The sequence below is a fragment of the Pseudomonas sp. GD03903 genome (assembly GCF_029840045.1).
GTDB classification, from domain to species: Bacteria; Pseudomonadota; Gammaproteobacteria; order Pseudomonadales; family Pseudomonadaceae; genus Pseudomonas; species Pseudomonas pseudonitroreducens.
On record NZ_JAOCBT010000001.1, the window covers coordinates 1 to 26,354 of the forward strand.

Genomic DNA, 26,354 nt, shown 5'->3' on the forward strand with positions numbered 1-26,354 from the left:
TTGCGCGGGAAAAAGGTCGGCGCTCGACATGGAAACGTTGATTTCAAGCCTCATTCTGCTGGGCGTTCTGAGCCTCAGCCTCGGCCAGTTGCTCGCCTTCTTCCTGTTGCTCAGGCGAGCGGGACCAACTGCGCTGCTTGCATTGATCATCCCGGGCTTCGGCTTCTTTCTCGGACGCCGGCACGGCATCTATAAATGGCTCCTGCTGCCGTATCTGGTGTGCATGGGATGCTTCATCGCGGCGATGCTCATGGCCGGATGAGCCCCGCGACGAGCCTGCGAGTTGTCGCGGTAGACTCACCAAAAGGCGCTCTAGAACAGCCATTTCAGCGCGATTTTCCCCATTCGGAAGGCGCCATTCCTGCTGTTACAAAACCTCGGCTGCAGCACTGATGGCACTTCATCCAACTGTCACATTCGTGTCATAGAGTCTTCATGCGGCCTCACGATACTGGCCCCCGTTCCATCCAACCCCATTCTCCTTAAGGAGCAAGGCATGAAACTCAAGCGTTTGATGGCGGCCCTGACTTTTGTCGCCGCAGGCGTAGGCACCGCCAGTGCGGTGGCCGCGATCGATCCGGCCCTGCCGGACTACCAGAAAGCCAGCGGTGTGTCGGGTAACCTGTCGAGCGTCGGTTCCGACACTCTGGCCAACCTGATGACCATGTGGGCGGAAGAGTACAAGCGCCTGTACCCGAACGTGAACGTGCAGATCCAGGCCGCCGGTTCCTCCACCGCGCCGCCGGCTCTGACCGAAGGCACGGCCAACCTGGGCCCGATGAGCCGCAAGATGAAGGACGTCGAGCTGCAGGCCTTCGAGCAGAAGTACGGCTACAAGCCGACCGCTGTTCCGGTTGCCGTGGACGCCCTGGCGATCTTCGTGCACAAGGACAACCCCATCAAGGGCCTGACCATGCAACAGGTCGACGCCATCTTCTCCTCCACCCGCCTGTGCGGCAGCAAGTCGGAAGTGAAGACCTGGGGCGACCTGGGCCTGACCGGCGACTGGGCCAACAAGCCCGTCCAGCTGTTCGGTCGTAACTCCGTGTCCGGCACCTACGGCTACTTCAAGGAAGAGGCCCTGTGCAAAGGCGACTACAAGCCGAACGTGAACGAGCAGCCGGGTTCGGCTTCCGTGGTGCAGTCGGTGAGCCAGTCCCTGAACGGCGTTGGCTACTCCGGTATCGGTTACAAGACCGCTAGCGTGAAGACCGTTGCCCTGGCCAAGAAGGAAGGCGGCGAATTCATCGAAGACAACGAGGCGAATGCCCTGAACGGCACCTACCCGCTGTCGCGCTTCCTCTATGTCTACGTCAACAAGGCGCCGAACAAGCCGCTGAACCCGCTGGAAGCCCAGTTCCTTAAGATGGTGCTGTCCAAGACCGGCCAGCAGGTTGTCGTGAAAGACGGCTACATCCCGCTGCCGTCCAAAGTCGCCGAAAAAGCGATCAAGGACCTGGGTCTGTAATCAGCCTTCAAACCGGGCGGAGATCCCCGCCCGGCATGGGCTGACGCTTACTCGACCGAGCCCGCCAGCATGGCTCTGCTGGCGGGCTTTGTCGCGTCACTTCCATGTCATCTTTCTGTCATATAGGGCCGCTAGGGTGTCACTCCATGAACGACATGGCCAACTCCCCGATGACTTCTTCTCTTCCCGAGCGGATCGATTTCAATACGCCTGCCCTGCAGCGCAAGCGCCGTATCCGGGCGCTGAAGGATCGACTGACCCGTTGGTACGTGCTGGTTGGCGGTCTCGCCGTGCTGGCTGCCATCACCCTGATTTTCTTCTACCTCGCCTACGTCGTGCTGCCGCTGTTCCGCGGCGCCGAACTGGAGACCCGCGACCCCCTGGCTCCCGCCTGGCTGAAGACGGCCCAGGCGCCGCTGCTGCTGAGCATCGAAGAGCAGAACATGGTGGGCATGCGCGTCGCCGCTAATGGCGAGGTAGTGTTCTTCGACGCCAAGAAAGGCGACGAAATGGACCGCGTTGCGCTGAAGCTGCCTGCCGGCACCAGCGTCACCTCCATCGCCGAGGACCAGCCGGGGCACCCGACCGTTGCCCTGGGCCTGTCCAATGGCCAGGTGCTGGTGTTCAAGCACAACTACAAGGTCACCTACCCGGACAACAAGAAGACCATCACTCCGCACATCGAATATCCCTATGGCGAAGCCGCGATGAACCTGGACCCCCAGGGTCGTCCGCTGGAGCACGTGGCGATCGTCTCGGGTGATGACAGCCTGTTGCTGGCCGCGTCCACCGGCAGCGAGATGCTCCTGCTCGGCCTGACCCAGCAGGAAAACATGCTGACCGGCGAAAGCACCCTGCAGGAAGAGCGCATCAACCTGCCGCAGATCGCCGACCCGGTGAAAGCCATCTACATGGACCCGCGCAAACAGTGGCTCTATGTACTCAATGGCCGTGCCCAGGCTGACGTCTTCGATCTGAATACCCACCAGCTCAACGGTCGCTACAAGCTGCTGGATGACGCCTCCGCCGAAGTGACCGCCAGCAGCCAACTGCTGGGTGGTATCTCGCTGATGGTCGGCGACTCCAAGGGCGGCATCGGCCAATGGTTCATGGCTCGTGGTGAAGATGGCGAGCCGCGCCTGTCCCACGTACGTGACTTCAAGCTGGGCGACCAGCCGATCTCCAGCATCGCGCCGGAGCAGCGCCGCAAGGGCTTCCTGGCCCTCGACAAGCAAGGCAACCTGGGCATCTTCCACAGCACCGCGCACCGCACGCTGCTGGTGGAGAACGTCGCTTCGTCCGCCGGCCCAATGGCCCTGTCGCCGCGCGCCAACCGTCTGATCGTCGAGCAGGGTGGCGAGTTGCGCCGCTTCAGCCTGAGCAACCCGCACCCGGAAGTGTCCTTCAGCGCGCTGTGGGGCAAGGTCTGGTATGAGAGCTACGACAAGCCGTCCTATGTCTGGCAGTCCACCGCCGCGACCACCGACTTCGAGCCCAAGCTGAGCCTGTCGCCGCTGACCTTCGGTACGCTGAAGGCCGCGTTCTACGCAATGATCCTCGCTGCGCCGCTGGCCATCGCCGCCGCCGTCTACACCGCCTACTTCATGGCTCCGGGCATGCGCCGCAAGGTCAAGCCGGTGATCGAGCTGATGGAAGCGCTGCCGACCGTGATCCTCGGCTTCTTCGCCGGCCTGTTCCTCGCGCCCTACGTCGAAGGCCACCTGCCGGGCATCTTCAGCCTGCTGCTGCTCACGCCCTTGGGCATCCTCGCCGCTGGCCTGATCTGGAGCCGACTGCCCGAGCGCATCCGCCTGAGCCTGCCGGCCGGCTGGGAAGCGGCGATCCTGATCCCCGTGGTCCTCGCCACCGGCGCCTTCGCCCTGTGGATGAGCCCGCACCTGGAGACCATGTTCTTCGGCGGCGACATGCGCCTGTGGATCAGCCACGACCTGGGCATCACCTACGACCAGCGCAACGCCCTGGTAGTCGGCCTGGCCATGGGCTTCGCGGTGATCCCGAACATCTTCTCCATCGCCGAAGACGCCATCTTCAGCGTGCCGCGCAGCCTGACCTACGGCTCCCTGGCCCTGGGCGCCACGCCCTGGCAGACGCTGACCCGCGTGGTGATCCTGACCGCCAGCCCGGGCATCTTCTCGGCGCTGATGATCGGCATGGGCCGCGCCGTCGGCGAGACCATGATCGTGCTGATGGCCACCGGCAACACCCCGGTCATGGACGTGAACATCTTCCAGGGCATGCGCACGCTGGCGGCGAACGTCGCGGTGGAAATGCCCGAGTCGGAGGTGGGCGGGACTCACTACCGCGTGCTGTTCCTTTCGGCACTGGTACTGCTGTCCTTCACCTTCGTGATGAACACCCTGGCAGAGCTGATCCGTCAGCGCCTGCGCAAGAAATACGCGTCGCTCTAAGCGCCGCCCGACGAGGCTAGTTCCGTGAAACAGAAACAGGAATCCGTCAAAGCGTGGTTCGCCAGCGGTTCGCCCTGGGTGTGGATGAACGCGGGTGCGGTGTCCATCGCCGTGATCATGACCATCGGCCTGCTCGCCGTGATCGCCGTGCGCGGTCTCGGCCACTTCTGGCCGGCGGACGTGATCGAGGCGACCTACAGCGTCCCCGGTGAAGCCCCCAAGACCCTGATCGGCGAAGAAGTGCAGATCGAGCAGGTACCGCGCGCGCGCCTGCGCGGTGCCGGCCTGCCGGTGCCGGACAACGGTCCGGAGTTCATGACCCGCGAACTGCTCAAGCTGGGCAACCGTGACCTGTATGGCAGCGACTTCTCCTGGGTGATCGGCGAGTGGCTGACCGACCGTCATCACCCGGCCGAGCTGGTGACCCTGGAGCGCCGCGAGTGGGGCAACTTCTACGGCTACCTGCTCAGCGTCAAGGAAAACGGCAAGGTCGTCGCCGAAGGTCCTGGCGCCATGGCCGAGCTGCAGACCCGGCTCAAGCGTGTCGATGAGCTCTATTCCAAGCTCTACCAGCTGGAGAAGAAGGACATCGGCGGCATCAACCATGGCCTGGAGCGCCTGCGCCTGAAGGAGCGTGGCCTGCAGCTGAACAACAAGCTGGATGCCACCGCCGAGGCTGACATCGCTGCCGGCCGCGCCGAGCTGAACGCCCAGTACAAGGTGCTGGAAGACCAGCTCAACGGCCTGCATCAGGAGTTCAACCGCGACAGCATCGTCATGCGCGATGCCTCCGGCAAGGAAACCGAGATCAGCGTCGGCAAGCTGGTGCACGCCTACCAGCCCAACCAGATGGGCGTGGCCACCAAGCTGAGCTTCTACTTCAAGAAACTGTGGGAGTTCCTCAGCGACGACCCGCGTGAAGCCAACACCGAGGGCGGTATCTTCCCGGCCATCTTCGGCACCGTGATGATGACCCTGGTGATGGCCGTGATCGTCACCCCGTTCGGTGTGATCGCTGCGGTCTACCTGCGCGAGTACGCTCGCCAGGGCCTGCTGACCCGCATCATCCGCATCGCGGTGAACAACCTTGCGGGCGTTCCGGCGATCGTCTACGGCGTGTTCGGCCTGGGCTTCTTCGTCTACGTGCTGGGCGGCTCCCTCGACCGAATGTTCTTCCCCGAGGCCCTGCCGGCGCCGACCTTTGGCACGCCCGGGCTGTTCTGGGCCTCGCTGACCCTGGCTATCCTCGCGGTGCCGGTGGTGATCGTGGCCACCGAGGAAGGCCTTGCGCGTATCCCGCGAGCCACCCGCGAAGGCTCGCTGGCCCTGGGCGCGACCAAGGCCGAAACCCTGTGGAAAGTGGTCCTGCCGATGGCCAGCCCGGCGATGATGACCGGCCTGATCCTCGCTGTGGCCCGCGCTGCCGGCGAAGTGGCACCGCTGATGCTGGTGGGCGTGGTGAAGCTGGCTCCGGCGCTGCCGGTGGATGGCAACTACCCCTATGTGCACCTGGACCAGAAGATCATGCACCTGGGCTTCCACATCTATGACGTCGGCTTCCAGAGCCCCAACGTCGAGGCAGCACGCCCACTGGTATACGCCACCGCGCTGCTGCTGGTGATGGTGATCGCCCTGCTGAACTTCTCGGCCATCGCCATTCGTAACCGCCTGCGCGAAAAGTACAAGGCGCTGGAAAACTGATTCCGCAGGCGGCGGGCAAGGCCCGCCGCCAAGCCTCCCAAGGAGACTGAACATGCAACATGAAACCGGATCCCACGGCATCGACATCGGCGCGCTCGGTCGCGGCGACCGCCACGGCATGAACCTGGAAAGTGAGACCGTCGCCCTCGAAGTGCCCGGCCTGAGCCTGTTCTACGGTGAAAAGCAGGCGCTGTTCGACGTCAGCATGAACATCCCCAAGCAGCGCGTGACCGCCTTCATCGGCCCGTCCGGTTGCGGCAAGTCCACCCTGCTGCGCTGCTTCAACCGCATGAATGATCTGGTCGACGGCTGCAACGTGAAGGGCGAGATCCTCCTCGACGGCCACAACATCTTCGCCAAGAACGTCGACGTCGCCGAACTGCGCCGCCGCGTCGGCATGGTGTTCCAGAAGCCCAACCCGTTCCCCAAGAGCATCTACGAGAACGTGGTCTACGGCCTGCGCATCCAGGGCATCAACAAGAAGCGTGTACTCGACGAAGCCGTCGAGTGGGCACTCAAGGGCGCGGCGCTGTGGGACGAAGTGAAGGATCGCCTGCACGAGTCCGCCCTCGGCCTCTCCGGCGGCCAGCAGCAGCGTCTGGTCATCGCCCGCACCATCGCCGTGGAGCCGGAAGTCCTGCTGCTCGACGAACCCTGCTCGGCACTGGACCCGATCTCCACCCTGAAGATCGAAGAGCTGATCTACGAGCTGAAATCCAAGTTCACCATCGTCATCGTGACCCACAACATGCAGCAGGCCGCGCGCGTCTCCGACTACACGGCGTTCATGTACATGGGCAAGCTGATCGAGTTCGGCGATACCGATACCCTGTTCACCAACCCGGCCAAGAAGCAGACGGAAGACTACATTACCGGGCGCTACGGTTAGTGGCTGTAGGCGACAGGCTGCAGGCAACAGGCGTGAGCCCAGCCCTGCGAGCCACCGTTTTTCTGCCTGAAGCATGTAGCCTGAAGCCATTCGCGGAGCGAAAGCATGATTAACAAAGAGAGCCTCACCCACCACATCTCGCAGCAGTTCAACGCCGAGCTGGAAGATGTGCGCAGCCACCTGCTGGCCATGGGCGGCCTGGTGGAGAAGCAGGTCAACGACGCGGTCAACGCGCTGATCGACGCCGACTCGGGCCTGGCCCAGCAGGTCCGCGAGATCGACGACCAGATCAACCAGATGGAGCGCAACATCGACGAGGAGTGCCTGCGCATCCTCGCCCGCCGCCAGCCGGCTGCCTCCGACCTGCGCCTGATCATCAGCATCTCCAAGTCGGTGATCGATCTGGAGCGCATCGGCGACGAAGCCTCGAAGATCGCCCGCCGTGCCATCCAGCTGTGCGAGGAGGGCGAGTCGCCGCGCGGCTACGTCGAGGTACGCCACATCGGCAACCAGGTGCGCAAGATGGTGCAGGAGGCGCTGGATGCCTTCGCCCGCTTCGACGCAGACCTCGCGCTGTCGGTGGCGCAGTACGACAAGACTGTCGACCGCGAATACAAGACCGCCCTGCGCGAGCTGGTCACCTACATGATGGAAGACCCGCGCGCCATCTCCCGCGTGCTCAACGTCATCTGGGCCCTGCGTTCGCTGGAGCGCATCGGCGACCACGCGCGCAACATCGCCGAACTGGTGATCTACCTGGTGCGCGGCACCGATGTCCGCCACATCGGCCTGACCCGCATGAAGGAAGAAGTGCAGGGCACGGCTGCAAAGGCCGACAAGGCCGAATAAGCCAGAAGCTTGCAGCAGAAGGAACCCGGCCATCGCGCCGGGTTCGTCATTTTATGGCTGAGCGGTCCCCGCCAATGGCATCTAGCCACTCGGCAAGGCTATCCTTCGCCCTATCGTTTTCGGGAGATGCCGATGGGCAAGGTCAGTGTGCTGGTGGTGGATGACGCTCCGTTCATCCGTGACCTGGTGAAGAAGGGGCTGCGGGACCACTTCCCCGGTCTGCAGATCGAAGAGGCGGTCAATGGTCGCAAGGCGCAGCAGTTCCTCGCGCGCCAGGCCGTCGACCTGATCCTCTGCGACTGGGAAATGCCCGAACTGTCGGGCATCGAGCTGCTTACCTGGTGTCGTGAGCAGGACAACCTGAAGACCACGCCCTTCATCATGGTCACCAGCCGCGGCGACAAGGACAACGTGGTGCAGGCCATCCAGGCCGGCGTTTCCGACTTCATCGGCAAGCCGTTTTCCAACGACCAACTGGTGAGCAAGGTGAAGAAGGCGCTGTCGCGCGCCGGCAAGCTGGAAGCCCTGGCGGCCCAGGCACCGCAACGCAGCCTGGTTGGTTCCATGCCCAATGACTCCCTGGCCGCCCTCACCGGCGGCAAGGCGGAAGTCGTGCGTCCAGCGGCGGCGCCCAGTGCGCCGCGCCAGGCTCCGGCAACTCCGACTGCCGCTGCGCCTGCCGCCCGTAGCGGCGCCAAGGGTCAGCAAGGCCAGTTGCGCCTGCCTTCGGCCAGCCTTGCCTGTGTGATCAAGGCGCTCAGCCTCAAGGAAGCGTTGCTGGTGGTGAAGCGCGGCACGCCGCTGCCGCAGGTGCTGGAGAGCGCCGTGCTGGACCTGGAGGAGGACAGCGACGTCGCCCGCCTCAACGGCTACCTGCATGCCGTTGCCGCGCTGGAACCCCGGCCGGACAGCGAGTGGCTGCAGCTGACCTTCCGCTTCGTCGACCGCGATCCGCAGAAGCTCGACTATCTTTCGCGCCTGATCGCCCGTGGCAGCACGCAGAAGCACTACGTTCCCGGCGCCTGATCCGGTTACAAATGCGCAGGTCGGCGGGAAGTACTGCTTCACAGGCCGACCGGCGGCAGGTCGCGACGCAGGGACGACGCTGCTAGTCTTGCCAGCGTCGCCAAACCTATAACCAGAGTCGACATGCTAGGGCGCAGTATCCTCCTGTGCGGTCTATTGGCCGCCTCCGGGACGGCTTCGGCCGTGACCATCTACAAGTACACCGACGCCAACGGCGTGGTCACCTACACGGACAAGGCCGTGCCGGGTGCGGCTGTGTTCGTTTTCCGTGATCGCATGGTCGAGCACCTGGAAGAGCAGGTGAAGCTGGAGACGAAGAAACATGCCGGCGGCGAGACCCTCCAGGTGCGCAACGATCTGTACGCGCCGGTGGAGGTGGAGCTGAGCGTGAACGCAGTCCAGAACGCCGCGGGCGCACCGGCACGGCCGATTCGCTGGGTGTTGCCGCCGCGCAGCTCGATTCGCCTGGCCACCCTTGCCCCGCTGGACCCCGCCAAGCCACTGCACTACAAGCCCAAGCTGCGCTATGCGCTGGGCGACCCGCGCGTGGCGCCGCTGGCCTACCAGTATGCGCTGCCATGGGTGGGTGGGCCGTTCCGCCTGACCCAGGGGGCCAACGGACGCTACAGCCACTTCACGCCCAAGGGCCGTTACGCCATGGACATCGCCATGCCGGTGGGCACGCCCATCATCGCGGCGCGTGGCGGCACCGTGGTGAAGGTGGAGAACGGCCAGAGCGGCCGCGGGAAGAATCCGTCCGGCAACTTCGTGCGCGTGCTGCATGACGACGGCACCATGGGCGTCTACCTGCACTTGATGCGCGGCTCGGTGCTGGTCCGTGAAGGCCAGCGGGTCGGTACCGGCACGCCGCTGGCGCAGTCGGGCAACACCGGTAACAGCAGCGGCCCGCACCTGCACTTCGTGGTGCAACGCAACGTCGGGCTGGACCTGGTCTCGATTCCCTACGACTTCTCGCAGCCGGTGGACACGCTGCCGAACTTTGCGGTGGTCAAGGGCAACTGAGCGGCGGTTCGTTGCAGGAGCGAGCTTGCTCGCGAGCGGGGTTGGCCGGCAGCACCGGAGCCGGGTGGGTTCGCGAGCAAGCCCGCTCCTGCAGAAAAGAAAAAGGCAGCCTGCGGGCTGCCTTTTTTTTTGCGCGGAACTGTCAGTCCAGCTTCACCACCTTGGCGAGGACGATCTTCGGGCCTTTCATTTTCTTCACGATGATGCGCAAGCCCTCGGTATCCAGCACTTCCTCTTCTTCCGGGACGCGCTTCAGGGTGTCGTACACCAGGCCGGCCAGGGTATCTGCCTCGACGTGGTCGAGGTCCAGGCCCAGCAGGCGCTCCAGCTTGAACAGCGGAGTGTCGCCGCGCACCAGCAGCTTGCCGGGCTGGTAGGCGACGATGCCGCGCTCGGCCTTGCGGTGCTCGTCCTGGATGTCGCCGACCAGTACTTCCAGCACGTCTTCCATGGTCAGGTAGCCCACCACCTTGTGGTCGGCTTCCTCCACCAGCGCGAAGTGCGAGCCGCCCTGGCGGAACTGTTCCAGCAGGCGAGCCAGCGGCAGGTGCTTGGTGACCATCTCCAGCGGGTGGGTCAGCTCGTCGAGGTCGAAGGACTCCGGCAGGCTGTCCAGCGTCGCCAGGGCCAGCAGCAGGTCCTTGATGTGCAGCAGGCCGGTGAACTCGCCTTTCTCGCCGTCGTACACCGGGTAGCGGCTGTACTTGTGTCGGCGGATGGTGGCGATGATGTCGTCCAGCGGCGCATTACGCTCCAGGTAGACCAGGTCTTCGCGGGAGTTGGCCCAGTCGGCGACTTCCAGCTCTCCCAGTTCAACCGCCGAGGCCAGCACGCGCATGCCCTGGTCGCTGGGGTCGTGGGCGCGGCTGGAGTGCAGGATCAGCTTGAGCTCATCGCGGCTGTAGTGATGCTCATGGTGCGGGCCCGGTTCGCCTTGCCCGGCGATCTTGAGGATGGTGTTGGCGCTGGCGTTGAGCAGCCAGATGGCCGGGTACATGGCCCAGTAGAACAGGTACAGCGGCACCGCGGTCCACAGCGACAGCAGTTCCGGCTTGCGGATCGCCCAGGATTTGGGCGCGAGCTCGCCGACCACGATGTGCAGGTAGGAAATGATGAAGAACGCGGTGAAGAACGATACGCCGCGGATGACTTCCTCGGAGTGCACGCCGATTGCCGCCAGCAGCGGTTCGAGCAGTTCGGCGAAGGCCGGCTCGCCGACCCAGCCCAGGCCCAGGGAGGCCAGGGTGATGCCCAGCTGGCAGGCGGAGAGGTAGGCGTCGAGCTGGTTGTGCACCTTGCGCAGGATGGTGCCGCGCCAGCCGTGCTGGTTGGCGATGGTCTCCACGCGGGTCGAGCGCAGCTTGACCATGGCGAACTCGGCGGCCACGAAGAAGCCGTTGAGTACGACGAGGAACAGGGCGAACAGAATCAGGCCGAAATCGGCGAAATAGGTGAGGAAGTTGCTACTAGGGGAAGGGTCCATGGTTCTGTTGGATTAAGGATGGACGGACAAGAATGCGGTTCGTGGGGCCTGGCTGGCAAGCCCGACTATGGCCGCGTGTGGCTCGAGCGCCGTTATGCGCGGCTCTCGACCTGCTGTGCAGGGAAGTGGCAGGTGAAGCTGCTGCCCTTGCCCGGCACACTGCTGATGTCCAGGGTGCCGCGGTGGCGCAGCAGCACATGCTTGACGATGGCCAGGCCCAGGCCGGTGCCGCCGGTGCTGGCGTTGCGGCTGGAATCCACGCGGTAGAAACGCTCGGTCAGGCGCGGCAGGTGCTTGGGGTCGATGCCGATACCGCTGTCCTGCACGGCCAGATGTGCGCCTTGCTCGTCCGCCCACCAGCGAATGCGGATATCACCTTCGTCGGGGGTGTACTTCACGGCGTTGAACACCAGGTTGGAGAAGGCGCTGCGCAGTTCGGCCTCGCTGCCCTTGAGCTTCACCTTCGAATCCGCTTCCAGGCTGATGCGATGGCTGCGTGCGCCGGACAATGCCTGGGCATCATTGCGGATCGACAGCAGCATCAGGTCTACCGCCACCGGCTTGTTGTCTGCCGGGTAGTCGGTGGCTTCCAGCTTGGCCAGCAGGAGCAGATCGTTGAGCAGGTTCTGCATGCGCCCGGCCTGCTGCTGCATCTGCTGCAGCGCGCGGGTCCAGCGCGGGTTCACGTCTTCGACGTTGTCGAGCAGTGTCTCCAGGTAGCCGGCGATCACCGTCAGTGGTGTGCGCAGCTCATGGGAGACGTTGGCGACGAAGTCCTTGCGCATCTGTTCCAGCTGATGGACGCGGGTCACGTCGCGCACCAGCATCAGGTGCTCGCCGGCGCCGTAGAGGGTGATGTGGAACTGCAGGCGCAGGTTGTCGCTGATTGGCGAGGGCAACTCCAGCGGCTCGCGGTAATCCTCACCCTCGAAGTATTCCTTGAAGCGCGGATGACGAACCAGGTTGGTCACTGGCTGGCCGCCGTCCTGCGGACTCTTCAGGCCGAGCAGACGCTCGGCGGACTGGTTCCACCACTCCAGGTTGCCGTCGCGGTCGAGCAGGATCATGCCGTCGCGTAGCGCCGCGGTGGATTCCTGCATGCGGTCGATCACCGCCTGCAGGCGCCCGCGTGCCTTCTGGTTGCGGCGCTGCAGGTGGTAGATGCTGTCGAACACTTCGCCCCACAGGCCGTAGCCATCGGGCGGGGCTTCGTCGGGCTGGTGGTTCTTCAGCCACTTGTGCAGGCGCAGCAGCTGCCAGGTCGACCAGCCAAGATAGGCAGCCAGCGCCACGGCGATGGCCCAGCCGTACTGGCCGGTGATCAGGCCGAGCAGCGCGCCGGCGGCCACCACCAACAGCAGGTGGCGTATCAGCACGCCTCTCCAGTTCTGGGTCACGAAATTCCGTTCCTTGTACCCGTCAGACGAGAAGTCGGGTCAGCTTTTGGTCGAGAAACGATACCCGGTGCCGCGCACGGTCTGAACCAGATTTTCGTATACCTCGCCCAGGGCCTTGCGCAGGCGGCGGATATGCACGTCGACGGTGCGCTCCTCGACATAGACGTTGCCGCCCCAGACCTGGTCCAGCAACTGGCCACGGGTGTAGGCGCGCTCCTGGTGGGTCATGAAGAACTGCAGCAGGCGGTATTCGGTCGGGCCCATCTCGGCAGGTTTGCCGTCAATGGTCACGCGGTGGCTGATCGGGTCGAGCATCAGGCCGCCGACTTCGATCGGCGTCTCACTGTCGCCAGCGCCGGTGCGGCGCAGCACGGCCTTCAGGCGGGCCACCAGTTCGCGCGGGGAGAACGGCTTGGTGATGTAGTCATCCGCGCCGACTTCCAGCCCCTGGATCTTGTTGTCCTCTTCGCCCTTGGCGGTGAGCATGATGATCGGGATGGCCGAGGTCAGTTCGTCGCGCTTGAGGCGGCGGGCCAGTTCGATGCCGGAGGTGCCCGGGAGCATCCAGTCGAGCAGGATCAGGTCCGGTTTGCGATCGACGATCACCGCGTGAGCCGTCTGGGCGCTGTCGGCCTCCAGACATTCGTAGCCGGCCATCTCCAGGGCCACGGCGATCATTTCCCGGATCGGAGCTTCGTCATCGACGATGAGGATTGTCTTGCCAACCATGCTGAGGCCTCAGAATTTCTGTGTTGCGCCGCATTAGATAACGGAAATATTTCATGAATGTGACACCCGGATGTTAGCCGAGCCTCGCTCCAGAGCGCTCGTCTATGCTGAGTGGGTTGCCGCGGGTTTGCCGCGCGGCACAAGCGGAGTGCACCGGCCCGGTCGGCGGTGTGTCCGGCAGCTCGATTGCCGGAGTCTTGCGATGACGGTTGTGAGTGCGTTGTCGACGTCGCCCTGGCCGGCCCTGCCTGCGATCCCGCCTGCCTTTGCGCCGATGCTCGCGCCGTTTCCACCTCACCAGAGGAGAAGCGTTATGAAACTGCTATTCCCGGCCCTGGCACTGGGCCTGATGCTGCCGGCGATGTCCGCCCTGGCCGCGGGCCCCGGCATGGAGAAGAACGGCATGCTGGTCGATGCCAAGGGCATGACGCTCTACACCTTCGACAAGGACGGCGGCGGCAAGTCGATGTGCAACGGCGGCTGCGCGCAGAATTGGCCGCCGCTGATGGCTGCCGCGGATGACAGCGCCATGGGTGACTGGACGCTGATCAAGCGCGATGACGGCAGCGCCCAGTGGGCCTACAAGGGCAAGCCGCTGTACACCTTCGTGCAGGACAAGAAGGCTGGCGACATGGCCGGCGACGGCAAGATGGGCGTCTGGCACATGGCCAAGCCGTAAGGTCACAGCCCGACCTTGCTTGTGCGGGTTGGGAGCGATGTAGGAGCGGACTTCGTCCGCGATGGTCTCCGGCGCGCTGCGGGCCAATCGCGGACGAAGTCCGCTCCTACGAAATGGCTATGATCAGCGCAGGGCGAAGTCCAGCACGGTGCCGAGGAAGATCGCCAATCCCGCCCAGTGGTTGTGCAGGAAGGCCTTGAAGCACTTCATCGGCTCGCGGTCGCGGGTCGAGTGGAACTGCCAGGCGAAGCAAGCCGCCGCCACCGCCAGGCCCAGGTAGTAATACAGGTGCATGGCCAGCTTGTTGCCGGCCAGGACCAGCAGCAGGAGCATCAGCCCCTGCAGGCTCAGGTTGATCACCCGGTCGGCGTCGCCGAAGAGAATCGCCGTGGACTTCATGCCCATCTTCAGGTCGTCTTCGCGGTCGGTCATCGCGTAGTAGGTGTCATAGGCGACCGTCCACAGCACATTGGCGAAGAACAGCAGCCAGGCCACCGCTGGCAGCGTGCCGCCGGCTGCGGTGAAGGCCATCGGGATGCCCCAGGAGAAGGCCGCGCCCAGCACTACCTGCGGGTAGTAGGTGTAGCGCTTCATGAAGGGGTAGAGCGCCGCGATCGCCGCGCCGCCGAAGGACAGCCAGATGGTCTGTGCGTTGGTGCACAGCACCAGCAGGAAGCTCAAGCCCAGCAGCACGAAGAAGGCGATCCAGGCCTCGCGCACGGTGATCCTGCCGGTGGCCAGTGGGCGCGCCTTGGTGCGTTCGACGTGGCCATCGAGCTTGCGATCGGCAAAATCGTTGATCACGCAGCCGGCCATGCGCATCAGCACGGTACCGACGATGAAGATCAGCAGGTTCTTTGCGCTCGGCATGCCGCCGCTGGCCATCCACAGCGCCCACAGCGTCGGCCACAGCAGCAGGTAGATGCCGATCGGCTTGTCCATGCGCGTCAACTGGATGAAGTCCCAGGCGCGGGGATGCAGGCGGGCGAGGGGTTTGATCAGGGCGACGAACATGGCGGCCTCCGGAAAACGATCCGGGAATTATACGGGCTGTTGTTCCACGCGTTGCCACAGTGTCGGCAGGAATACTTCGGCAACCAGCACGCCCAGGCCGTCACGGCTGAAGCACGAACGGCGGCCCCACAGGCGCTCGGCGCGCACCTCGGCGGGCAGGCTGGCGGCCGGATAGCGGCAGACCTCGATGGCGCCACGCAGGAAGGCGCGGTCGCTGAACAGCAATTCGCCCAATGAGCGCGTGCCCAGCAGGCGCAGGTCGAAGCCTGAGCCTTCCAGCGCCTGGCGCGCGGCGACGCTGCGGGCGAATACCCAGGGCGTGCCGTGGCCCTTCAGGTAGACCTCGCGCACCCAGCCCTGGCTGCCATCCGGCACGCCCAGCGCAGCGCACTCATCGGTACGCAGGCGATGCCAGCCCTCGGCAAGCGGCTGTACGGCGAAGGCGCCGGCGGACAGCGCGGTGAGGCGGCGCGTCAGCGAACCTTCATCGAACAGCCAGTCCACCACCTGGGCGGCGGGAGCGGGGTGCAATTGGGCGGCGGTGAGCCAGCGGGGCGGGTGAATCAGGGCGGCTTCGGGCACGGGTTCGACTGCAGTTGGCCAGGGACGCGGCAGCTTAACATGGCGGCTTTGCGGCTCCGATTGCGTTGTCTGCAAGAGTGCCTTACGCAAAACCCCACCAAAGGTTTGGCGGGTTGCCCGGCGTTTTACAGGGGCTTGCGCCGCAAGCCCATCGCCAGTACAAAGCCGGACATTGGATGCACTGACGTCCAAGCGACAAGAACATGAGGGTGATAGCTGATGAAGAAGTGGCAATGCGTGGTTTGTGGCCTGATCTATGACGAGACCAAGGGTTGGCCGGAAGAGGGCATCGCCGCCGGCACTCGCTGGGAAGACGTACCGGAAGACTGGCTGTGCCCGGACTGCGGCGTCGGCAAGCTGGATTTCGAGATGATCGAGATCGGCTGATCCCGCCAGGAACAATTCCGCGACGGCGGCCTTCGGGCCGCCGTCTGCGTTTGTAGCGCCGGCACGGCTGTTGCTGACGGGGTAGACTGGCCTGGCGCCGGGTTGACTCTGCTGACGTGCCCCGGCGGCATGCCCGCCGTTGGCCGGCATGGGCAGATACGCTAGGTTCAGCGGGCAAGCCGAGGAGGGCATCCGATGCGCAAATGGCAATGCGTGGTCTGTGGCTTCATCTACGACGAAGCGCTGGGGCTGCCCGAAGAGGGCATTGCTCCTGGAACCCGCTGGGAAGATATCCCGGCGGATTGGGTCTGCCCGGACTGCGGCGTTGGCAAGATGGACTTCGAGATGATCGAAATCTCCTGAGAATCCATCCATGACCGGGCTGCGCGTCGGCATAACTGCGTTGGAAGCGAACTCGGGATGCTCATGTACTGAAGTACACTCCGCTCCCTCGCTCGCTTCCGCCTTGTTCTGCTCTAGCTCGCCAGGTCCTGAATGGATTCTGGGTGACAGAACTAACATTCGGCGGCTTCCGCGCCGCCATTCCGTCTTTACGCTGTGGCGATTTTGAGGTGAGAGAGTAATGAGCGAAAACGCACCGCTGGTGATCATCGGAACTGGCCTTGCCGGCTACAACCTGGCCCGCGAGTGGCGCAAGCTGGACAGCGAAACGCCGCTGCTGCTGATCACCGCCGACGACGGTCGCTCCTACTCCAAGCCGATGCTCTCCACCGGCTTCTCCAAGGACAAGGACGCCGACGGCCTGGCCATGGCCGAAGCTGGCGCCATGGCTGACCAGCTCAAGGCGCGCATCCTCACCCACACCCGCGTCACCGGCATCGATCCGGGCCACCGGCGCATCTGGATCGGCGAGGAAGAAGTGCACTACCGCGACTTGGTCCTGGCCTGGGGCGCCGAAACCATCCGCGTGCCGGTCGAGGGCGACGCCCAGGACCTGATCTTCCCGATCAACGACCTCGAGGACTACGCACGCTTCCGCGCTGCCGCCGCCGGCAAGCGCCGCGTGCTGCTGCTTGGCGCCGGCCTGATCGGCTGCGAATTCGCCAACGACCTGTCCAGCGGCGGCTACCAGATCGACGTGGTCGCGCCTTGCGAACAGGTGATGCCCGGCCTGCTCCATCCTGCCGCCGCGCAGGCGGTGCAGGAGGGGCTGGAAGGCCTTGGCGTACGCTTCCACCTCGGCCCGGTGCTGAACAGTCTGGTGCACGCCGGGGACGCCCTGGAGGCGCATCTTTCCGACGGCCAGGTGATCGCCTGCGATCTGGTGGTCTCCGCGGTCGGTCTGCGCCCGCGCATCGACCTGGCTGCCGCCGCCGGGCTGGACATCAACCGTGGCGTGATGGTCAACCGCGAACTGCGCACCTCCCACGCCAATATCTACGCCCTGGGTGACTGCGCCGAGGTCGACGGCCTCAACCTGCTCTACGTGATGCCACTGATGTCCTGCGCTCGCGCACTGGCACAGACCCTGGCCGGCAAACCGACGCCGGTGGCCTATGGCGCCATGCCGGTGACGGTGAAAACCCCGGTGTGCCCGCTGGTGGTTTCGCCGCCGCCGCGCGGAAGCGAGGGTGAATGGCAGGTGGAAGGCTCTGGCCCGGACCTCAAGGTGCTCTGCCGGGATACCGCCGGTCGATTGCTCGGTTACGCCCTCACAGGGGCCGCGGTGAGTGAAAAACTCTCTCTGAACAAGGAGTTGCCAGCCCTGTTGGCGTGACAGGCGTCGCCTATGGCGTTTTTGCCTTGGGAAACTACCCGCAAATTGTCAGACGATACTGGCGTACCAGCTTTCGGCGTGCCATTCTCCCCCCGTCTGCCGCAGCCTAGAGCCTGTACGGCAAGGCTGCGGTGCCTTGGGCGCTGTTGGGAAGACAGCACGGACACAACAACAACAAACCGTCAAAGAGGCATTTATGCGTAAACCAGAACTCGCCGCCGCGATCGCCGAGAAGGCCGACCTCACCAAAGAACAAGCCAACAAGGTGCTGAATGCGCTGCTGGATGAAATCACTGGCGCGCTCAACCGCAAGGACAGCGTTACCCTTGTCGGTTTCGGTACCTTCGTTCAGCGCCACCGTGGCGCCCGTACCGGCAAGAACCCGCAGACCGGCCAGCCGGTAAAGATCAAAGCCAGCAATACCGTTGCCTTCAAGCCGGGCAAGGCGCTCAAAGACGCCGTCAACTGATCGCGTCTGACCCGGAGCCAGAGCGGCTCCGGGTTGCCTCCTGCAGTTACATAATCCCTCCAAAAGACCGGATGTAGTCCGTTTTCAAACTGGCTACAATGCGCAGACTATTGTCTCGAACGTCGAGGTTTGTGCATGAAATTCCGTCTTCTCCTGTGGATGCTGGGTCGCTTGATGGCCAAGGCCAGCCGCGAAAACCCGGCGTTCCAGAAGCAGCTCGAAGGCAAGGACCTGGTGTTCCAGCTCCACACCCTCGACGGCAAGGTCGCCCGCCACTACATCGTCAAGGATCTCAAGGTCAGCGCCCGTCGCGGCACGCACCCGAACCCGGCCTTTGCGCTGGGCTTCAAGGACGGCGCCTACGGCTTCGCCACCATGACCTCGAAGAATCCCCAACTGGCCTTCATGCAGGGCATCCAGAACAAGGACATCCAGATCCAGGGCAACCCCGGCCTGGTGATCTGGTTCCAGGGCCTGGTGAAGTACCTGAAGCCGAAGAAAAAGGCCGCGCCGGCCAGCGACAAGAAAGCCGCCTGAGGCGCTTTCGATGCACAGAAAAAAGGCCCCTGACGGGGCCTTTTTCATTGATGCGGGAAGCGATGCACGGCAGGGTACTCGTAGGATGGGTGGAGCCTAAGCGATACCCATGCTGTCGGTGCTTCGGATCGATGGGTATCGCTGCGCTCCACGCCATCCTACGGCCGGGGCCGGACCAGATTCAGTGCCCCGGATTGAACTGGCTGGCCAGTTCACGCAGCACAGCCTCGGCGTCGAGGACCTTGCGCACGGCGTCCTCGGCCTTTTCACGCGGAATATCCAGGCGATCCAGCAGGTCCTGCGGAATATCGGTCTCCGGGCCGCTGCCGATGCCGTGGTTGCGCAGCAGGCGGGTCGCCAGGCACACCAGGTTGGCGTAGGCGGAGCAATCACCGGCGTAGGTCGGGTCGTGCTGGAAGCGCAGCGCGGTGTAGATCTCCTCCGGCATGTCCCAGGTGCGCATCAGCCAGGCGCCGATCTGTTCGCGGGTGATGCCCAGCAGATGCTGTTCGACGAGGTTGTGCTCGACGTGCGGGTTCACTTCCAGGTGCCGGCAGATCAGCGAGAAATGCGGCGGGAAGATGTGTGCCAGAACCAGGTAGCCGATGCTGTGCAGCAGGCCGCCGAGGTAGGTCAGGCCGGCTTCCGGGCGCTCGGCGCGCGGCACGGCACGGGTCAGGCCCTCGATCACTGCGGCGGTGTAGATCGCCTGGTGCCAGTAGGGCGTAGCGTGCTGCGGCTGGTCCTTGGGCAGGCTCAGGGTCTTGCCCAGGGCCAGGCCCAGGGCGAGGTTGATCACCAGGTCGAAGCCCAGCACACGGACGATGGCGTCCTCCACCGAGCGGATCTTGCCAGGCGCAGCGTAGTAGGGCGAAGCCGCCCAGCTGACCACTTGCGCGGCGAGCGCCGGGTCGGTTTCCACCACGCCGGTGATGTCATCCACCGTGGCGTTGGGGTCGACGCGCAGCTTGATGATCTTCTGTGCGGTTTCCGGCAGCGGTGGAATCTCGATGGTTTCCTCGAGGCGTTGCTGGATGCGGCGGGCGGTGAACGCCTGCACGGCCTGGGTGATTTCCTTGCGGTCGTCGTCCGGGCGGTCGAGGTTGGGCCGGATGGATTCCAGCGGCACGCCGAAGCGTGCCGCGCTGGCCTTCTCCAGCAGGCTGCGGAAGGACGCCGTGGGAATTTCCAGCAGCGTGCCCGGTGCGCCGGACTCGATCAGCAGCTGCGGTTCCTGCAGCAGGCGCTCGTCATACAGGCACGGCGAGCTGGTCAGCGGCGGCAATGCCGGCAGGCGACCGAGCTGATGCTTGCCGAGCATGCGCTCCAGGCGATCGGGCTTGACCGCCACCAGCTTGCGCCCGGTGAGTTCGGCCAGGCGGTTGAGGTCCAGCAACTGGCTCTGCGGGAACAGCACCAGCAAGGTGCCGACGGCATCCTCCAGCAGGCTGGCCTGCACCCGGCGCGCGGCCGGCAGTGTGGTGGCGTCGCTGATTTCGCGAGAGGGAATGCCCAGCTTGTCGAGCAGCTGCAGGATGACCTCGGGGGCCTGCGAGGAGTCGGATGGGGCGCGTGCGGCGTCGCTCATGAATGTGATCCGGTTATCAACGGCTGGGTCGGAGTATAACCACGCAGTCAGCGTGACCGAGCAGTCAACTGACCGATGAGAGTGAAATACGTCACACTTGTCCGTATTGCTGGCCGTGTCTCAGCCAGCGTGCCAGCAGCGGACTGACCGATTGCGGCCAGTGTGCCAGCAGGGCCTGCGCGGCATCGCGTACCGCCGGTAGCAGGTCGGCGTCGCGCATCAGGTCGGCCACCTTGAATTGCAGCAGGCCGGTCTGGCGCGTACCGAGCATTTCGCCGGGGCCGCGCAATTCCAGGTCCTTTTCGGCGATGACGAAACCATCGCAGGTTTCGCGCATGATCCCCAGGCGCTCGCGGCCGATCTGCGACAGCGGCGGGTGATAGAGCAGCACGCAGTGGCTTGCCGCGCTGCCCCGGCCGACTCGGCCGCGCAACTGGTGCAACTGCGCCAGCCCCAGGCGCTCGGGGTTCTCGATGATCATCAGGCTGGCGTTGGGTACGTCCACGCCGACTTCGATCACCGTGGTCGCCACCAGCAACTGCAGCATGCCTTCCTTGAAGGCCTCCATGACCACGGCCTTGTCTGCCGGCTTCATGCGCCCGTGGATCAGGCCCACGCGCAGTTCGCCCAGCGCCGAAGAGAGTTCCTCGTAGGTGGTTTCCGCAGCCTGGCAGGTGAGTTCTTCGGATTCCTCGATCAGCGTGCAGACCCAGTAGGCCTGGCGGCCCTCTGCGCAGGCGGCGCGCACCCGCTCGATCACTTCGATGCGGCGGCTGTCGGCCACCAGCACGGTGTTCACCGGGGTTCGGCCGGGCGGCAGTTCATCGAGGATCGAGGTGTCCAGATCGGCGTAGGCGCTCATCGCCAGGGTCCGCGGAATGGGGGTGGCGGTCATGATCAGCTGGTGCGGGCAAAACCGGCCGTCGACGCCTTTCTGGCGCAGGGCGAGGCGCTGCTGCACGCCGAAGCGGTGCTGCTCGTCGATGATCACCAGGGCCAGGCGCTTGAACTTCACCTCGTCCTGGAACAGTGCGTGGGTGCCGACGATCATCGGTGCGCCGCCGGCGATCTGCTCCAATGCGCTGGCGCGGGCCTTGCCCTTGAGCTTGCCGGCCAGCCAGGCGACTTCGATGCCCAGCGGTTGCAACCACTTGGTGAAGTTGAGGAAGTGCTGCTCGGCGAGAATCTCGGTGGGCGCCATCAGCGCCACCTGATAACCGGCTTCCAGCGCCTGCAGGGCGGCGAGGGCGGCGACCACGGTCTTGCCGGCGCCGACGTCGCCCTGCACCAGGCGCAGCATCGGCTCGGACTGGGCGAGGTCATAGGCGATTTCCGCGCCGACCCGCTGTTGCGCACCGGTGGGCTTGAAACCGAGGTTCTTCAGGTACTGCTGCGGCAGGCGCTTGGCCGGCGGCAGAGCTGGCGCGGCCTGGGAGCGCACGCTTTCGCGCAGGCGTTGCAGCGACAGCTGGTGGGTCAGCAGTTCCTCGAAGGCGAGGCGATGTTGCGCCCAGTGGCGGCCTTCGGCGAGCTCCTCCAGATCAGCATCCGGTGGCGGCCGGTGCAGGTAGCGGATGGCTTCGTCGAGTGGGCCGAGGCGGTAGTCGCGGGCCAGTTCCGCCGGCAACCAGTCCGGCAGGCTCGATGGGCCCAGGCGTGCCAGGGTCTGCTCGCTGAGCTGGCGCAGGCGCTGCTGGGTGAGGCCTTCGGTGGTCGGGTAGATCGGCGTCAGCGTCTGCTCCACCGGCGCCGCAGCGGCGTCGGTGAGCGAGCGGTATTCGGGGTGGTAGATCTCCAGGCCGGAAGCCCCGGGGCGCGCTTCACCGTAGCAACGCAGGTGCGTGCCGCGCTTGAGGTTTTCCTTCTGCGCCTGGCTGAAGTGATAGAAGCGCAGGCTCAGCGTGCCGGTGCCGTCCTGCAGGCGCACCAGCAGGCTGCGGCGTTTGCCCATCACCACGTCGGCGCCGGAGACCACGCCCTCGACGACGGCGTCCTGTCCCGGGCGCAATGCACCGATGGGCGTGATGCGGGTGCGGTCCTGGTAGCGCAGCGGCAGGTGGAAGAGGATGTCCTGGAGGTTCTCCAGGCCGACCTTCGCCAGCTTCTCTTCCAGCGCGGCGCCCACGCCTTTGAGCGCGGTGACCGGGACGTTCGACAGATCGGTCATGCCGGCTCGGCTTCACCCTTGACGGTCGGTTTGGCGACCGAACACAGGCGGATCGAGTCGGCCAGCACCTCGATGGCGCGCGGCCGCGGGAAGCTGGCACGCCAGGCGATGGCGACGGTGCGGAAGGGAACCGGGGCGCTGAAAGGGCGCACTTCCAGGACGCCCGGTGCGTAGTGGTGGCTGTCCACGGCGGAGAACGGCAACACCGACACGCCTAGGCCTGAGGCGACCATGTGGCGGATGGTTTCCAGGGAGCTGGATTCCACCGTGGTGTGCTTGTTCTCGCCGCCCTTGTGGGTGGTCGGGCAGGCTTCCAGGACCTGGTCGCGGAAGCAGTGGCCCTCGCCGAGCAGCAGCAGGCTCTTGTCGTTGAGCAGCTCCGGGTCGATGGTCTTCTTTGCGGTCCATGGGTGGTCCGCCGGCATCAGCACGTAGAAGGGCTCATCGAACAGTTGCAGGGTCAGCACGTCGGCTTCCTGGAACGGCAGGGCGATGATGATCGCGTCCAGCTCGCCGGTGCGCAGCTTGTCGCGCAGGATGTGGGTGAAGTTTTCCTCGATGTACAGCGGCATCTGCGGGGCGACCCGGTGCAGCTGCGGAATCAGGTGGGGGAACAGGTACGGGCCGATGGTGTAGATGGCGCCGACCTTGAGCGGCGAGGTCAGCTGGTTCTTGCCGGCCTGGGCCAGTTCGCGGATGCCCTGGGCCTGCTCCAGCACTTTCTGCGCCTGCGCCACGATGCCTTCGCCGACCGGTGTCAGGCGCACCGCACTCTTGCTGCGCTCGAAAATCAGCACGCCAAGCTCGTCTTCGAGCTTCTTCACGCCCACCGACAGGGTCGGCTGGCTGACGTGGCAGCGCTCCGCGGCGCGGCCGAAGTGTTGCTCCTGGGCAAGCGTGACGATGTAGCGCAGTTCGGTAAGGGTCATGGCACTGAATCCGTTGAGGTGGCCCAAGCATAGCGGCTGCACCGCCGCGAACCAACCGCGCTAAACTGCCGAACTTTGATTCGCGGAGCCAAGCATGAGCAAGAGCACCTTCCCCAGCCTGATGATCGTCGGTTGCGGCGATGTCGGCAGCCGCCTGGGGCGCCAACTGGCCGCGCGCGACTGGCGCGTCCATGGCCTGCGTCGCAACGTCGCCACGCTGCCGCTGGAAGTGCTGCCGGTGGCCGGCGACCTGGCCCAGCTCGAATGCCCCGATACCTGGCCGGTCGGCAACCTGGATTACCTGGTGTACTGCGCCGCCGCGACCCAGCATGACGAAGCCGGCTACCGCGCCGCCTACGTCGAAGGCCTGCGCAACGCGCTCGGCTGGCTCAAGCAGCGCGGGCAGACGCCCAGGCGCCTGCTGTTCGTCTCCAGCAGCGGTGTGTATGCCCAGCGCGATGGCGAGTGGATCGACGAGACCTCGCCGGCCGAAGCCACAAGCTATTCCGGCAGCGTGATGCTCGAGGCCGAGCAGGTGGCGCTGCAGAGCGGCATCGCCGCCAGCATCGTGCGCCTGACCGGCATCTACGGGCCCGGCCGCGAGTGGCTGCTCAAGCAGGTGCGCGAGGGCTACCGGGTGGCCAGCGAGCCGCCGCTGTACGCCAATCGCCTCCACGCCGAAGACTGTGCCGGTCTGCTGGCGCACCTGCTGGAAGCCGACCGCAGCGGCGTGGCGCTGGAGGATTGTTACCTCGGTGTCGACAACGACCCGGCAGCGCTGCACGAGGTGGTCGGCTGGTTGCGCGAGCAACTGGGCGTCACCCAATGGTCCGCAGAGCAGACCGTGCGCCGCGCCGGCAGCAAGCGTTGCAGCAACGCCCGCGCCCGCGCGCTGGGCTGGGAACCGCGCTACCCGAGCTTCCGCGAAGGCTACGCGGCGATCCTGGCTGGCAAAGACGCCTGAGATGGACGCCAACCGGCTGCTGGCGCGCCCCTGGTTGCCGGGAGTGGAGTTGTTCCATGCGGACTTCTCCGGCCAGCCGTTCGGCCGTCACAGCCACGATGCCTTCGCCATCGGCGCCATCCTGCAGGGCGCCGGCGGCTACCAGTGCCGTGGCGCGCGCCACGTGCTGCCGGCCGGCACACTGTCGCTGATGAATCCGGAGGAGCCGCACACCGGCAATGCCGAGTCCGAGCGGCTGGTCTACCGCATGCTCTACATCGAGGAGTCGCGTCTATTGCCGCTGCTCGGGCGCAAGCAGTTGCCGCGCGGCTTCCAGGCGCTCAATCCGCATGATGACGGGCAGGTGGCCGAGGCGCTCCGGCGGGTTGCCGCAGAGTTCGAGCGTAACGATGCGCTGGCCCTGGAAAGCGAGTTGCTGACGCTGCTGGAACTGGTATTCGTCCGTCACGGCGGCATGCGGCCGAACGCCTCGCCAGCCCGCGATGGCGGCATCACGGCGAAGCTGCGCGACTATCTGGAGGCGCACTACCGCGACGCGGTCAGCCTCGAACATCTCGCCAACCTGTTGCAACGCCATCCGCGCCACCTGATCGAAGCCTTCCGCAACGCCTATGGCGTGCCGCCGCATACCTACCTGCTGCAACGGCGCATCCGCGAGGCCAAGCGCCTGCTGGTGGCCGGCGAAAAGCCGCTGGATGTTGCGTTGACCCTGGGCTTCTACGACCAGGCGCATTTTTCCGGCACCTTCCGCCGCTTTACCGGCGTCACTCCCGGACGTTTCCTGCGCGCTACGCGCACCTGAGTTTCTTCCAAGACTGCCTGGGGCCGGCCCTTCCAGACTGCGCGACGTCGCATTCGGGAGATCGTCATGTTCGCCGCCTTCGCGCTGGTTGCCAGTACTCACTTTGCCGCCCTGCTGTCGCCGGGGCCGGACTTCTTCCTGCTGATCCGTGCCGCCTTGTTGCGCGGGCGGCGGCATGCCGATGGCTGTGCTGTCGGTATCGCCCTGGCCAATCTGGCCAGCATGCTGCTGGTGCTGTTCATCCTCGGCTTGCTGCCACAAGTGGCAAGCCATGGACTGCGGGTCGTGCAGTGGCTGGGCGGCGGGTATTTCGTCTGGCTTGGCGTGCAGGCTTTGCTGGCGCGGCGGGAGCTGGAGATTCCCACGCAAGTGGGTGATCAGCATGGCGGAGGATTTCTGCGGGGCGTGCGCGAGGGACTTCTCGCCAGCAGCCTGAACCCCAAGCTGCCGATCTTCTACACCGGCCTGTTTGGCGTGCTCGGCCAGTTCCACCTGCCCGGTTGGGCGCTGGGTGTCTGCGTGCTGTGGATGGTGGTGGTGGTGCTGCTGTGGGACATGGCGCTGGTGCGCCTGCTGGATCGCCCGCGCTGGCGCGCCTGGCTGCAGCACCGGGTCACGGCGCTGGACCGTCTGTGTGGTGGTCTGTTGCTGGCGCTGGGTGGCTGGTTGCTGTGGAGCGGGCTGCGCTGACGTCTGCCAATCGAGCCCGCCCACTCGCGCGAGTCAGTCGCGCTCCAGCGTCCAGACCTTGTTGCCGGGTGCGTACTGCGGCATCTCGTCGGCCTGGGCACGGTTCACCGTCTCGAACAGCTCCAGCTTGTCGCCGTCGCGCTCGAAGAGGAACTCGCGGCCCTGCTGGCCCTGTTGCAGCCAGATACTGTCGTTGTCACCGCTCATGGCCGCGCAGTCGCCGGCCAGGCACAGCGCGTAGCGATCGAAGCCGGGCATGCCTTCGAGGCTGCCGTTGGGGGAGAACTTGACCTTGCTGCCCTTGCCTTCGCCTTCCTCGATGATCCAGGTGCCGTTGAGGTAGGCGGCATACAGGGCGTTCTCGAAGGTGCTGCCGGCCGGGCTCTGCGCCGCGGGCTGCTGCTTGGGACGCAGGAAGCGCTGCTCGGGCCAGTTGTCGCTGCCTACCTGCACCAGCTCCTTGCCGTCCAGCTCCAGGGCTTCCTGGTTGCTGCCGTAGAAGTCGACGCGGTAGTGCTTGGGATCTTCGGCGGTGAGTTGACCTTCGCCCAGCTCGAAGCCGTTGCTGAAGGTGGCCTGTCCGGCCTTGGTGTCCAGTTTCCATTCCAGGTTCGGGCCGTAGGCCAGCAGCGCCTCGCGCAACTTGCCACCTTTGCCGGCAGCATCGATGGCGGCCTGGTTGACCCAGACACCGGACGGGTCGGACGGGGTGCCGGCGCAGCCGGTGAGCAGGCCGAGCAGGGCGCTCAGGATCAGGGCGCGACGCATGTTTGCTCCTTGCAGACAAGAGAACGGGGCCGCTGGGGCCCCGTAG

Annotated in this window: 26 protein-coding genes; 17 read left to right on the forward strand and 9 right to left on the reverse strand. The window is 65.2% G+C overall.

Translation table 11 applies throughout. The features are described from left to right. The 8 genes from N5C91_RS00005 to N5C91_RS00040 form a co-directional block, all read left to right on the forward strand. A partial coding sequence (locus N5C91_RS00005) for a hypothetical protein (RefSeq protein ID WP_279826682.1) occupies positions 1–262 on the forward strand: 262 nt, incomplete at its 5' end. A gap of 234 nt (positions 263–496) precedes the next feature. Next, positions 497–1,468, forward strand: a complete 972-nt coding sequence (gene pstS / locus N5C91_RS00010) for a phosphate ABC transporter substrate-binding protein PstS (protein WP_279826685.1) — start codon at positions 497–499, stop codon at positions 1,466–1,468. A gap of 395 nt (positions 1,469–1,863) precedes the next feature. Next, positions 1,864–3,897 carry an ABC transporter permease subunit gene (locus N5C91_RS00015; RefSeq protein WP_279827605.1) on the forward strand — a complete coding sequence of 678 codons (2,034 nt, stop codon included), beginning with the start codon at positions 1,864–1,866 and terminating at the stop codon, positions 3,895–3,897. A gap of 24 nt (positions 3,898–3,921) precedes the next feature. Beyond that, on the forward strand, positions 3,922–5,598 hold the full coding sequence (pstA, locus tag N5C91_RS00020) for a phosphate ABC transporter permease PstA (protein WP_279826688.1): 1,677 nt from the start codon (positions 3,922–3,924) through the stop codon (positions 5,596–5,598). A gap of 52 nt (positions 5,599–5,650) precedes the next feature. After that, a complete protein-coding gene (pstB, locus tag N5C91_RS00025; protein ID WP_236199271.1) occupies positions 5,651–6,487 on the forward strand; it encodes a phosphate ABC transporter ATP-binding protein PstB in 837 nt (278 codons plus the stop codon). A 105-nt stretch (positions 6,488–6,592) separates the two neighbouring features. Continuing rightward, positions 6,593–7,336, forward strand: a complete 744-nt coding sequence (gene phoU, locus N5C91_RS00030) for a phosphate signaling complex protein PhoU (RefSeq protein WP_054910041.1) — start codon at positions 6,593–6,595, stop codon at positions 7,334–7,336. A gap of 132 nt (positions 7,337–7,468) precedes the next feature. Further along, positions 7,469–8,362: a response regulator gene (locus N5C91_RS00035; protein ID WP_236175737.1), complete on the forward strand. Its 894-nt coding sequence runs from the start codon at positions 7,469–7,471 to the stop codon at positions 8,360–8,362. Between the two features lie 123 nt (positions 8,363–8,485). Beyond that, entirely contained in the window at positions 8,486–9,385 is a 900-nt protein-coding gene (locus N5C91_RS00040) for a peptidoglycan DD-metalloendopeptidase family protein (RefSeq protein WP_279826708.1), read from the forward strand. A gap of 142 nt (positions 9,386–9,527) precedes the next feature. Here the strand turns inward: N5C91_RS00040 and N5C91_RS00045 are convergent, their stop codons facing one another. From N5C91_RS00045 to phoB, 3 genes are all read right to left on the reverse strand, one after another. Beyond that, positions 9,528–10,868: a hemolysin family protein gene (locus N5C91_RS00045; protein WP_236175735.1), complete on the reverse strand. Its 1,341-nt coding sequence runs from the start codon at positions 10,866–10,868 to the stop codon at positions 9,528–9,530. Between the two features lie 92 nt (positions 10,869–10,960). Continuing rightward, positions 10,961–12,265, reverse strand: coding sequence for a phosphate regulon sensor histidine kinase PhoR (phoR, locus tag N5C91_RS00050; RefSeq protein ID WP_236199267.1), 1,305 nt, complete (start codon positions 12,263–12,265; stop codon positions 10,961–10,963). Between the two features lie 39 nt (positions 12,266–12,304). After that, positions 12,305–12,994 carry a phosphate regulon transcriptional regulator PhoB gene (phoB, locus tag N5C91_RS00055; RefSeq protein WP_054910046.1) on the reverse strand — a complete coding sequence of 230 codons (690 nt, stop codon included), beginning with the start codon at positions 12,992–12,994 and terminating at the stop codon, positions 12,305–12,307. Positions 12,995–13,307: 313 nt separating this feature from the next. Here phoB and N5C91_RS00060 point away from each other — a divergent pair, with 313 nt between their 5' ends. Next, positions 13,308–13,673 carry a hypothetical protein gene (locus N5C91_RS00060; RefSeq protein WP_279826720.1) on the forward strand — a complete coding sequence of 122 codons (366 nt, stop codon included), beginning with the start codon at positions 13,308–13,310 and terminating at the stop codon, positions 13,671–13,673. Positions 13,674–13,796: 123 nt separating this feature from the next. On the opposite strand, the gene ubiA is transcribed toward N5C91_RS00060, so the two are convergent. Then, positions 13,797–14,687, reverse strand: coding sequence for a 4-hydroxybenzoate octaprenyltransferase (ubiA, locus tag N5C91_RS00065; protein ID WP_279826723.1), 891 nt, complete (start codon positions 14,685–14,687; stop codon positions 13,797–13,799). Between the two features lie 27 nt (positions 14,688–14,714). Further along, positions 14,715–15,254 carry a chorismate lyase gene (locus N5C91_RS00070; RefSeq protein ID WP_236175744.1) on the reverse strand — a complete coding sequence of 180 codons (540 nt, stop codon included), beginning with the start codon at positions 15,252–15,254 and terminating at the stop codon, positions 14,715–14,717. Positions 15,255–15,488: 234 nt separating this feature from the next. Between N5C91_RS00070 and N5C91_RS00075 the strand changes: the two genes are divergently transcribed. The 5 genes from N5C91_RS00075 (at position 15,489) to N5C91_RS00095 (ending at position 18,400) form a co-directional block, all read left to right on the forward strand. After that, on the forward strand, positions 15,489–15,656 hold the full coding sequence (locus N5C91_RS00075) for a rubredoxin (protein ID WP_015479573.1): 168 nt from the start codon (positions 15,489–15,491) through the stop codon (positions 15,654–15,656). Positions 15,657–15,851: 195 nt separating this feature from the next. Continuing rightward, a complete protein-coding gene (locus N5C91_RS00080) occupies positions 15,852–16,019 on the forward strand; it encodes a rubredoxin (RefSeq protein WP_279826726.1) in 168 nt (55 codons plus the stop codon). A 220-nt stretch (positions 16,020–16,239) separates the two neighbouring features. Further along, positions 16,240–17,394, forward strand: coding sequence for an FAD-dependent oxidoreductase (locus N5C91_RS00085; protein WP_279826729.1), 1,155 nt, complete (start codon positions 16,240–16,242; stop codon positions 17,392–17,394). 196 nt (positions 17,395–17,590) lie between these two features. After that, positions 17,591–17,863 (forward strand): HU family DNA-binding protein, encoded by a 273-nt coding sequence (locus N5C91_RS00090; RefSeq protein WP_017520695.1) that lies wholly within the window; start codon positions 17,591–17,593, stop codon positions 17,861–17,863. A gap of 135 nt (positions 17,864–17,998) precedes the next feature. Beyond that, a complete protein-coding gene (locus tag N5C91_RS00095; protein WP_236199265.1) occupies positions 17,999–18,400 on the forward strand; it encodes a helicase in 402 nt (133 codons plus the stop codon). 181 nt (positions 18,401–18,581) lie between these two features. On the opposite strand, the gene N5C91_RS00100 is transcribed toward N5C91_RS00095, so the two are convergent. The 3 genes from N5C91_RS00100 to N5C91_RS00110 form a co-directional block, all read right to left on the reverse strand. Beyond that, positions 18,582–19,988, reverse strand: coding sequence for an aminoacyl-tRNA deacylase and HDOD domain-containing protein (locus N5C91_RS00100; protein WP_279826732.1), 1,407 nt, complete (start codon positions 19,986–19,988; stop codon positions 18,582–18,584). A gap of 91 nt (positions 19,989–20,079) precedes the next feature. Continuing rightward, positions 20,080–22,155 carry an ATP-dependent DNA helicase RecG gene (gene recG, locus N5C91_RS00105; RefSeq protein WP_279826735.1) on the reverse strand — a complete coding sequence of 692 codons (2,076 nt, stop codon included), beginning with the start codon at positions 22,153–22,155 and terminating at the stop codon, positions 20,080–20,082. Next, positions 22,152–23,084, reverse strand: coding sequence for a hydrogen peroxide-inducible genes activator (locus tag N5C91_RS00110; protein ID WP_017520699.1), 933 nt, complete (start codon positions 23,082–23,084; stop codon positions 22,152–22,154). The genes recG and N5C91_RS00110 overlap by 4 nt, the downstream gene beginning before the upstream one ends. Positions 23,085–23,178: 94 nt before the next feature. Here N5C91_RS00110 and N5C91_RS00115 point away from each other — a divergent pair, with 94 nt between their 5' ends. The 3 genes from N5C91_RS00115 (at position 23,179) to N5C91_RS00125 (ending at position 25,540) form a co-directional block, all read left to right on the forward strand. After that, positions 23,179–24,048: an NAD-dependent epimerase/dehydratase family protein gene (locus N5C91_RS00115; protein ID WP_279826740.1), complete on the forward strand. Its 870-nt coding sequence runs from the start codon at positions 23,179–23,181 to the stop codon at positions 24,046–24,048. 1 nt (position 24,049) lies between these two features. Next, on the forward strand, positions 24,050–24,850 hold the full coding sequence (locus N5C91_RS00120) for an AraC family transcriptional regulator (protein WP_236175726.1): 801 nt from the start codon (positions 24,050–24,052) through the stop codon (positions 24,848–24,850). A 66-nt stretch (positions 24,851–24,916) separates the two neighbouring features. Beyond that, positions 24,917–25,540, forward strand: coding sequence for a LysE family translocator (locus N5C91_RS00125; protein WP_279826744.1), 624 nt, complete (start codon positions 24,917–24,919; stop codon positions 25,538–25,540). Positions 25,541–25,573: 33 nt separating this feature from the next. Here N5C91_RS00125 and N5C91_RS00130 read toward each other — a convergent pair whose 3' ends face one another. Further along, positions 25,574–26,308: a hypothetical protein gene (locus N5C91_RS00130; protein WP_236175724.1), complete on the reverse strand. Its 735-nt coding sequence runs from the start codon at positions 26,306–26,308 to the stop codon at positions 25,574–25,576. Positions 26,309–26,354 lie beyond the last annotated feature (46 nt).

Bases quoted from the DNA above. Each gene is read 5' to 3' on its own strand.
- N5C91_RS00085 (WP_279826729.1), top strand. From the start codon at position 16,240: ATGAGCGAAAACGCACCGCTGGTGATCATCGGAACTGGCCTTGCCGGC.
- N5C91_RS00110 (WP_017520699.1), bottom strand. From the start codon at position 23,084: ATGACCCTTACCGAACTGCGCTACATCGTCACGCTTGCCCAGGAGCAA.
- recG (WP_279826735.1), bottom strand. From the start codon at position 22,155: ATGACCGATCTGTCGAACGTCCCGGTCACCGCGCTCAAAGGCGTGGGC.
- N5C91_RS00115 (WP_279826740.1), top strand. From the start codon at position 23,179: ATGAGCAAGAGCACCTTCCCCAGCCTGATGATCGTCGGTTGCGGCGAT.
- N5C91_RS00040 (WP_279826708.1), top strand. From the start codon at position 8,486: ATGCTAGGGCGCAGTATCCTCCTGTGCGGTCTATTGGCCGCCTCCGGG.
- pstB (WP_236199271.1), top strand. From the start codon at position 5,651: ATGCAACATGAAACCGGATCCCACGGCATCGACATCGGCGCGCTCGGT.
- N5C91_RS00035 (WP_236175737.1), top strand. From the start codon at position 7,469: ATGGGCAAGGTCAGTGTGCTGGTGGTGGATGACGCTCCGTTCATCCGT.
- N5C91_RS00075 (WP_015479573.1), top strand. From the start codon at position 15,489: ATGAAGAAGTGGCAATGCGTGGTTTGTGGCCTGATCTATGACGAGACC.
- N5C91_RS00090 (WP_017520695.1), top strand. From the start codon at position 17,591: ATGCGTAAACCAGAACTCGCCGCCGCGATCGCCGAGAAGGCCGACCTC.
- N5C91_RS00130 (WP_236175724.1), bottom strand. From the start codon at position 26,308: ATGCGTCGCGCCCTGATCCTGAGCGCCCTGCTCGGCCTGCTCACCGGC.
- N5C91_RS00100 (WP_279826732.1), bottom strand. From the start codon at position 19,988: ATGAGCGACGCCGCACGCGCCCCATCCGACTCCTCGCAGGCCCCCGAG.
- N5C91_RS00120 (WP_236175726.1), top strand. From the start codon at position 24,050: ATGGACGCCAACCGGCTGCTGGCGCGCCCCTGGTTGCCGGGAGTGGAG.
- phoB (WP_054910046.1), bottom strand. From the start codon at position 12,994: ATGGTTGGCAAGACAATCCTCATCGTCGATGACGAAGCTCCGATCCGG.
- N5C91_RS00060 (WP_279826720.1), top strand. From the start codon at position 13,308: ATGAAACTGCTATTCCCGGCCCTGGCACTGGGCCTGATGCTGCCGGCG.
- ubiA (WP_279826723.1), bottom strand. From the start codon at position 14,687: ATGTTCGTCGCCCTGATCAAACCCCTCGCCCGCCTGCATCCCCGCGCC.
- N5C91_RS00095 (WP_236199265.1), top strand. From the start codon at position 17,999: ATGAAATTCCGTCTTCTCCTGTGGATGCTGGGTCGCTTGATGGCCAAG.
- N5C91_RS00125 (WP_279826744.1), top strand. From the start codon at position 24,917: ATGTTCGCCGCCTTCGCGCTGGTTGCCAGTACTCACTTTGCCGCCCTG.
- N5C91_RS00080 (WP_279826726.1), top strand. From the start codon at position 15,852: ATGCGCAAATGGCAATGCGTGGTCTGTGGCTTCATCTACGACGAAGCG.
- phoU (WP_054910041.1), top strand. From the start codon at position 6,593: ATGATTAACAAAGAGAGCCTCACCCACCACATCTCGCAGCAGTTCAAC.
- pstS (WP_279826685.1), top strand. From the start codon at position 497: ATGAAACTCAAGCGTTTGATGGCGGCCCTGACTTTTGTCGCCGCAGGC.
- N5C91_RS00045 (WP_236175735.1), bottom strand. From the start codon at position 10,868: ATGGACCCTTCCCCTAGTAGCAACTTCCTCACCTATTTCGCCGATTTC.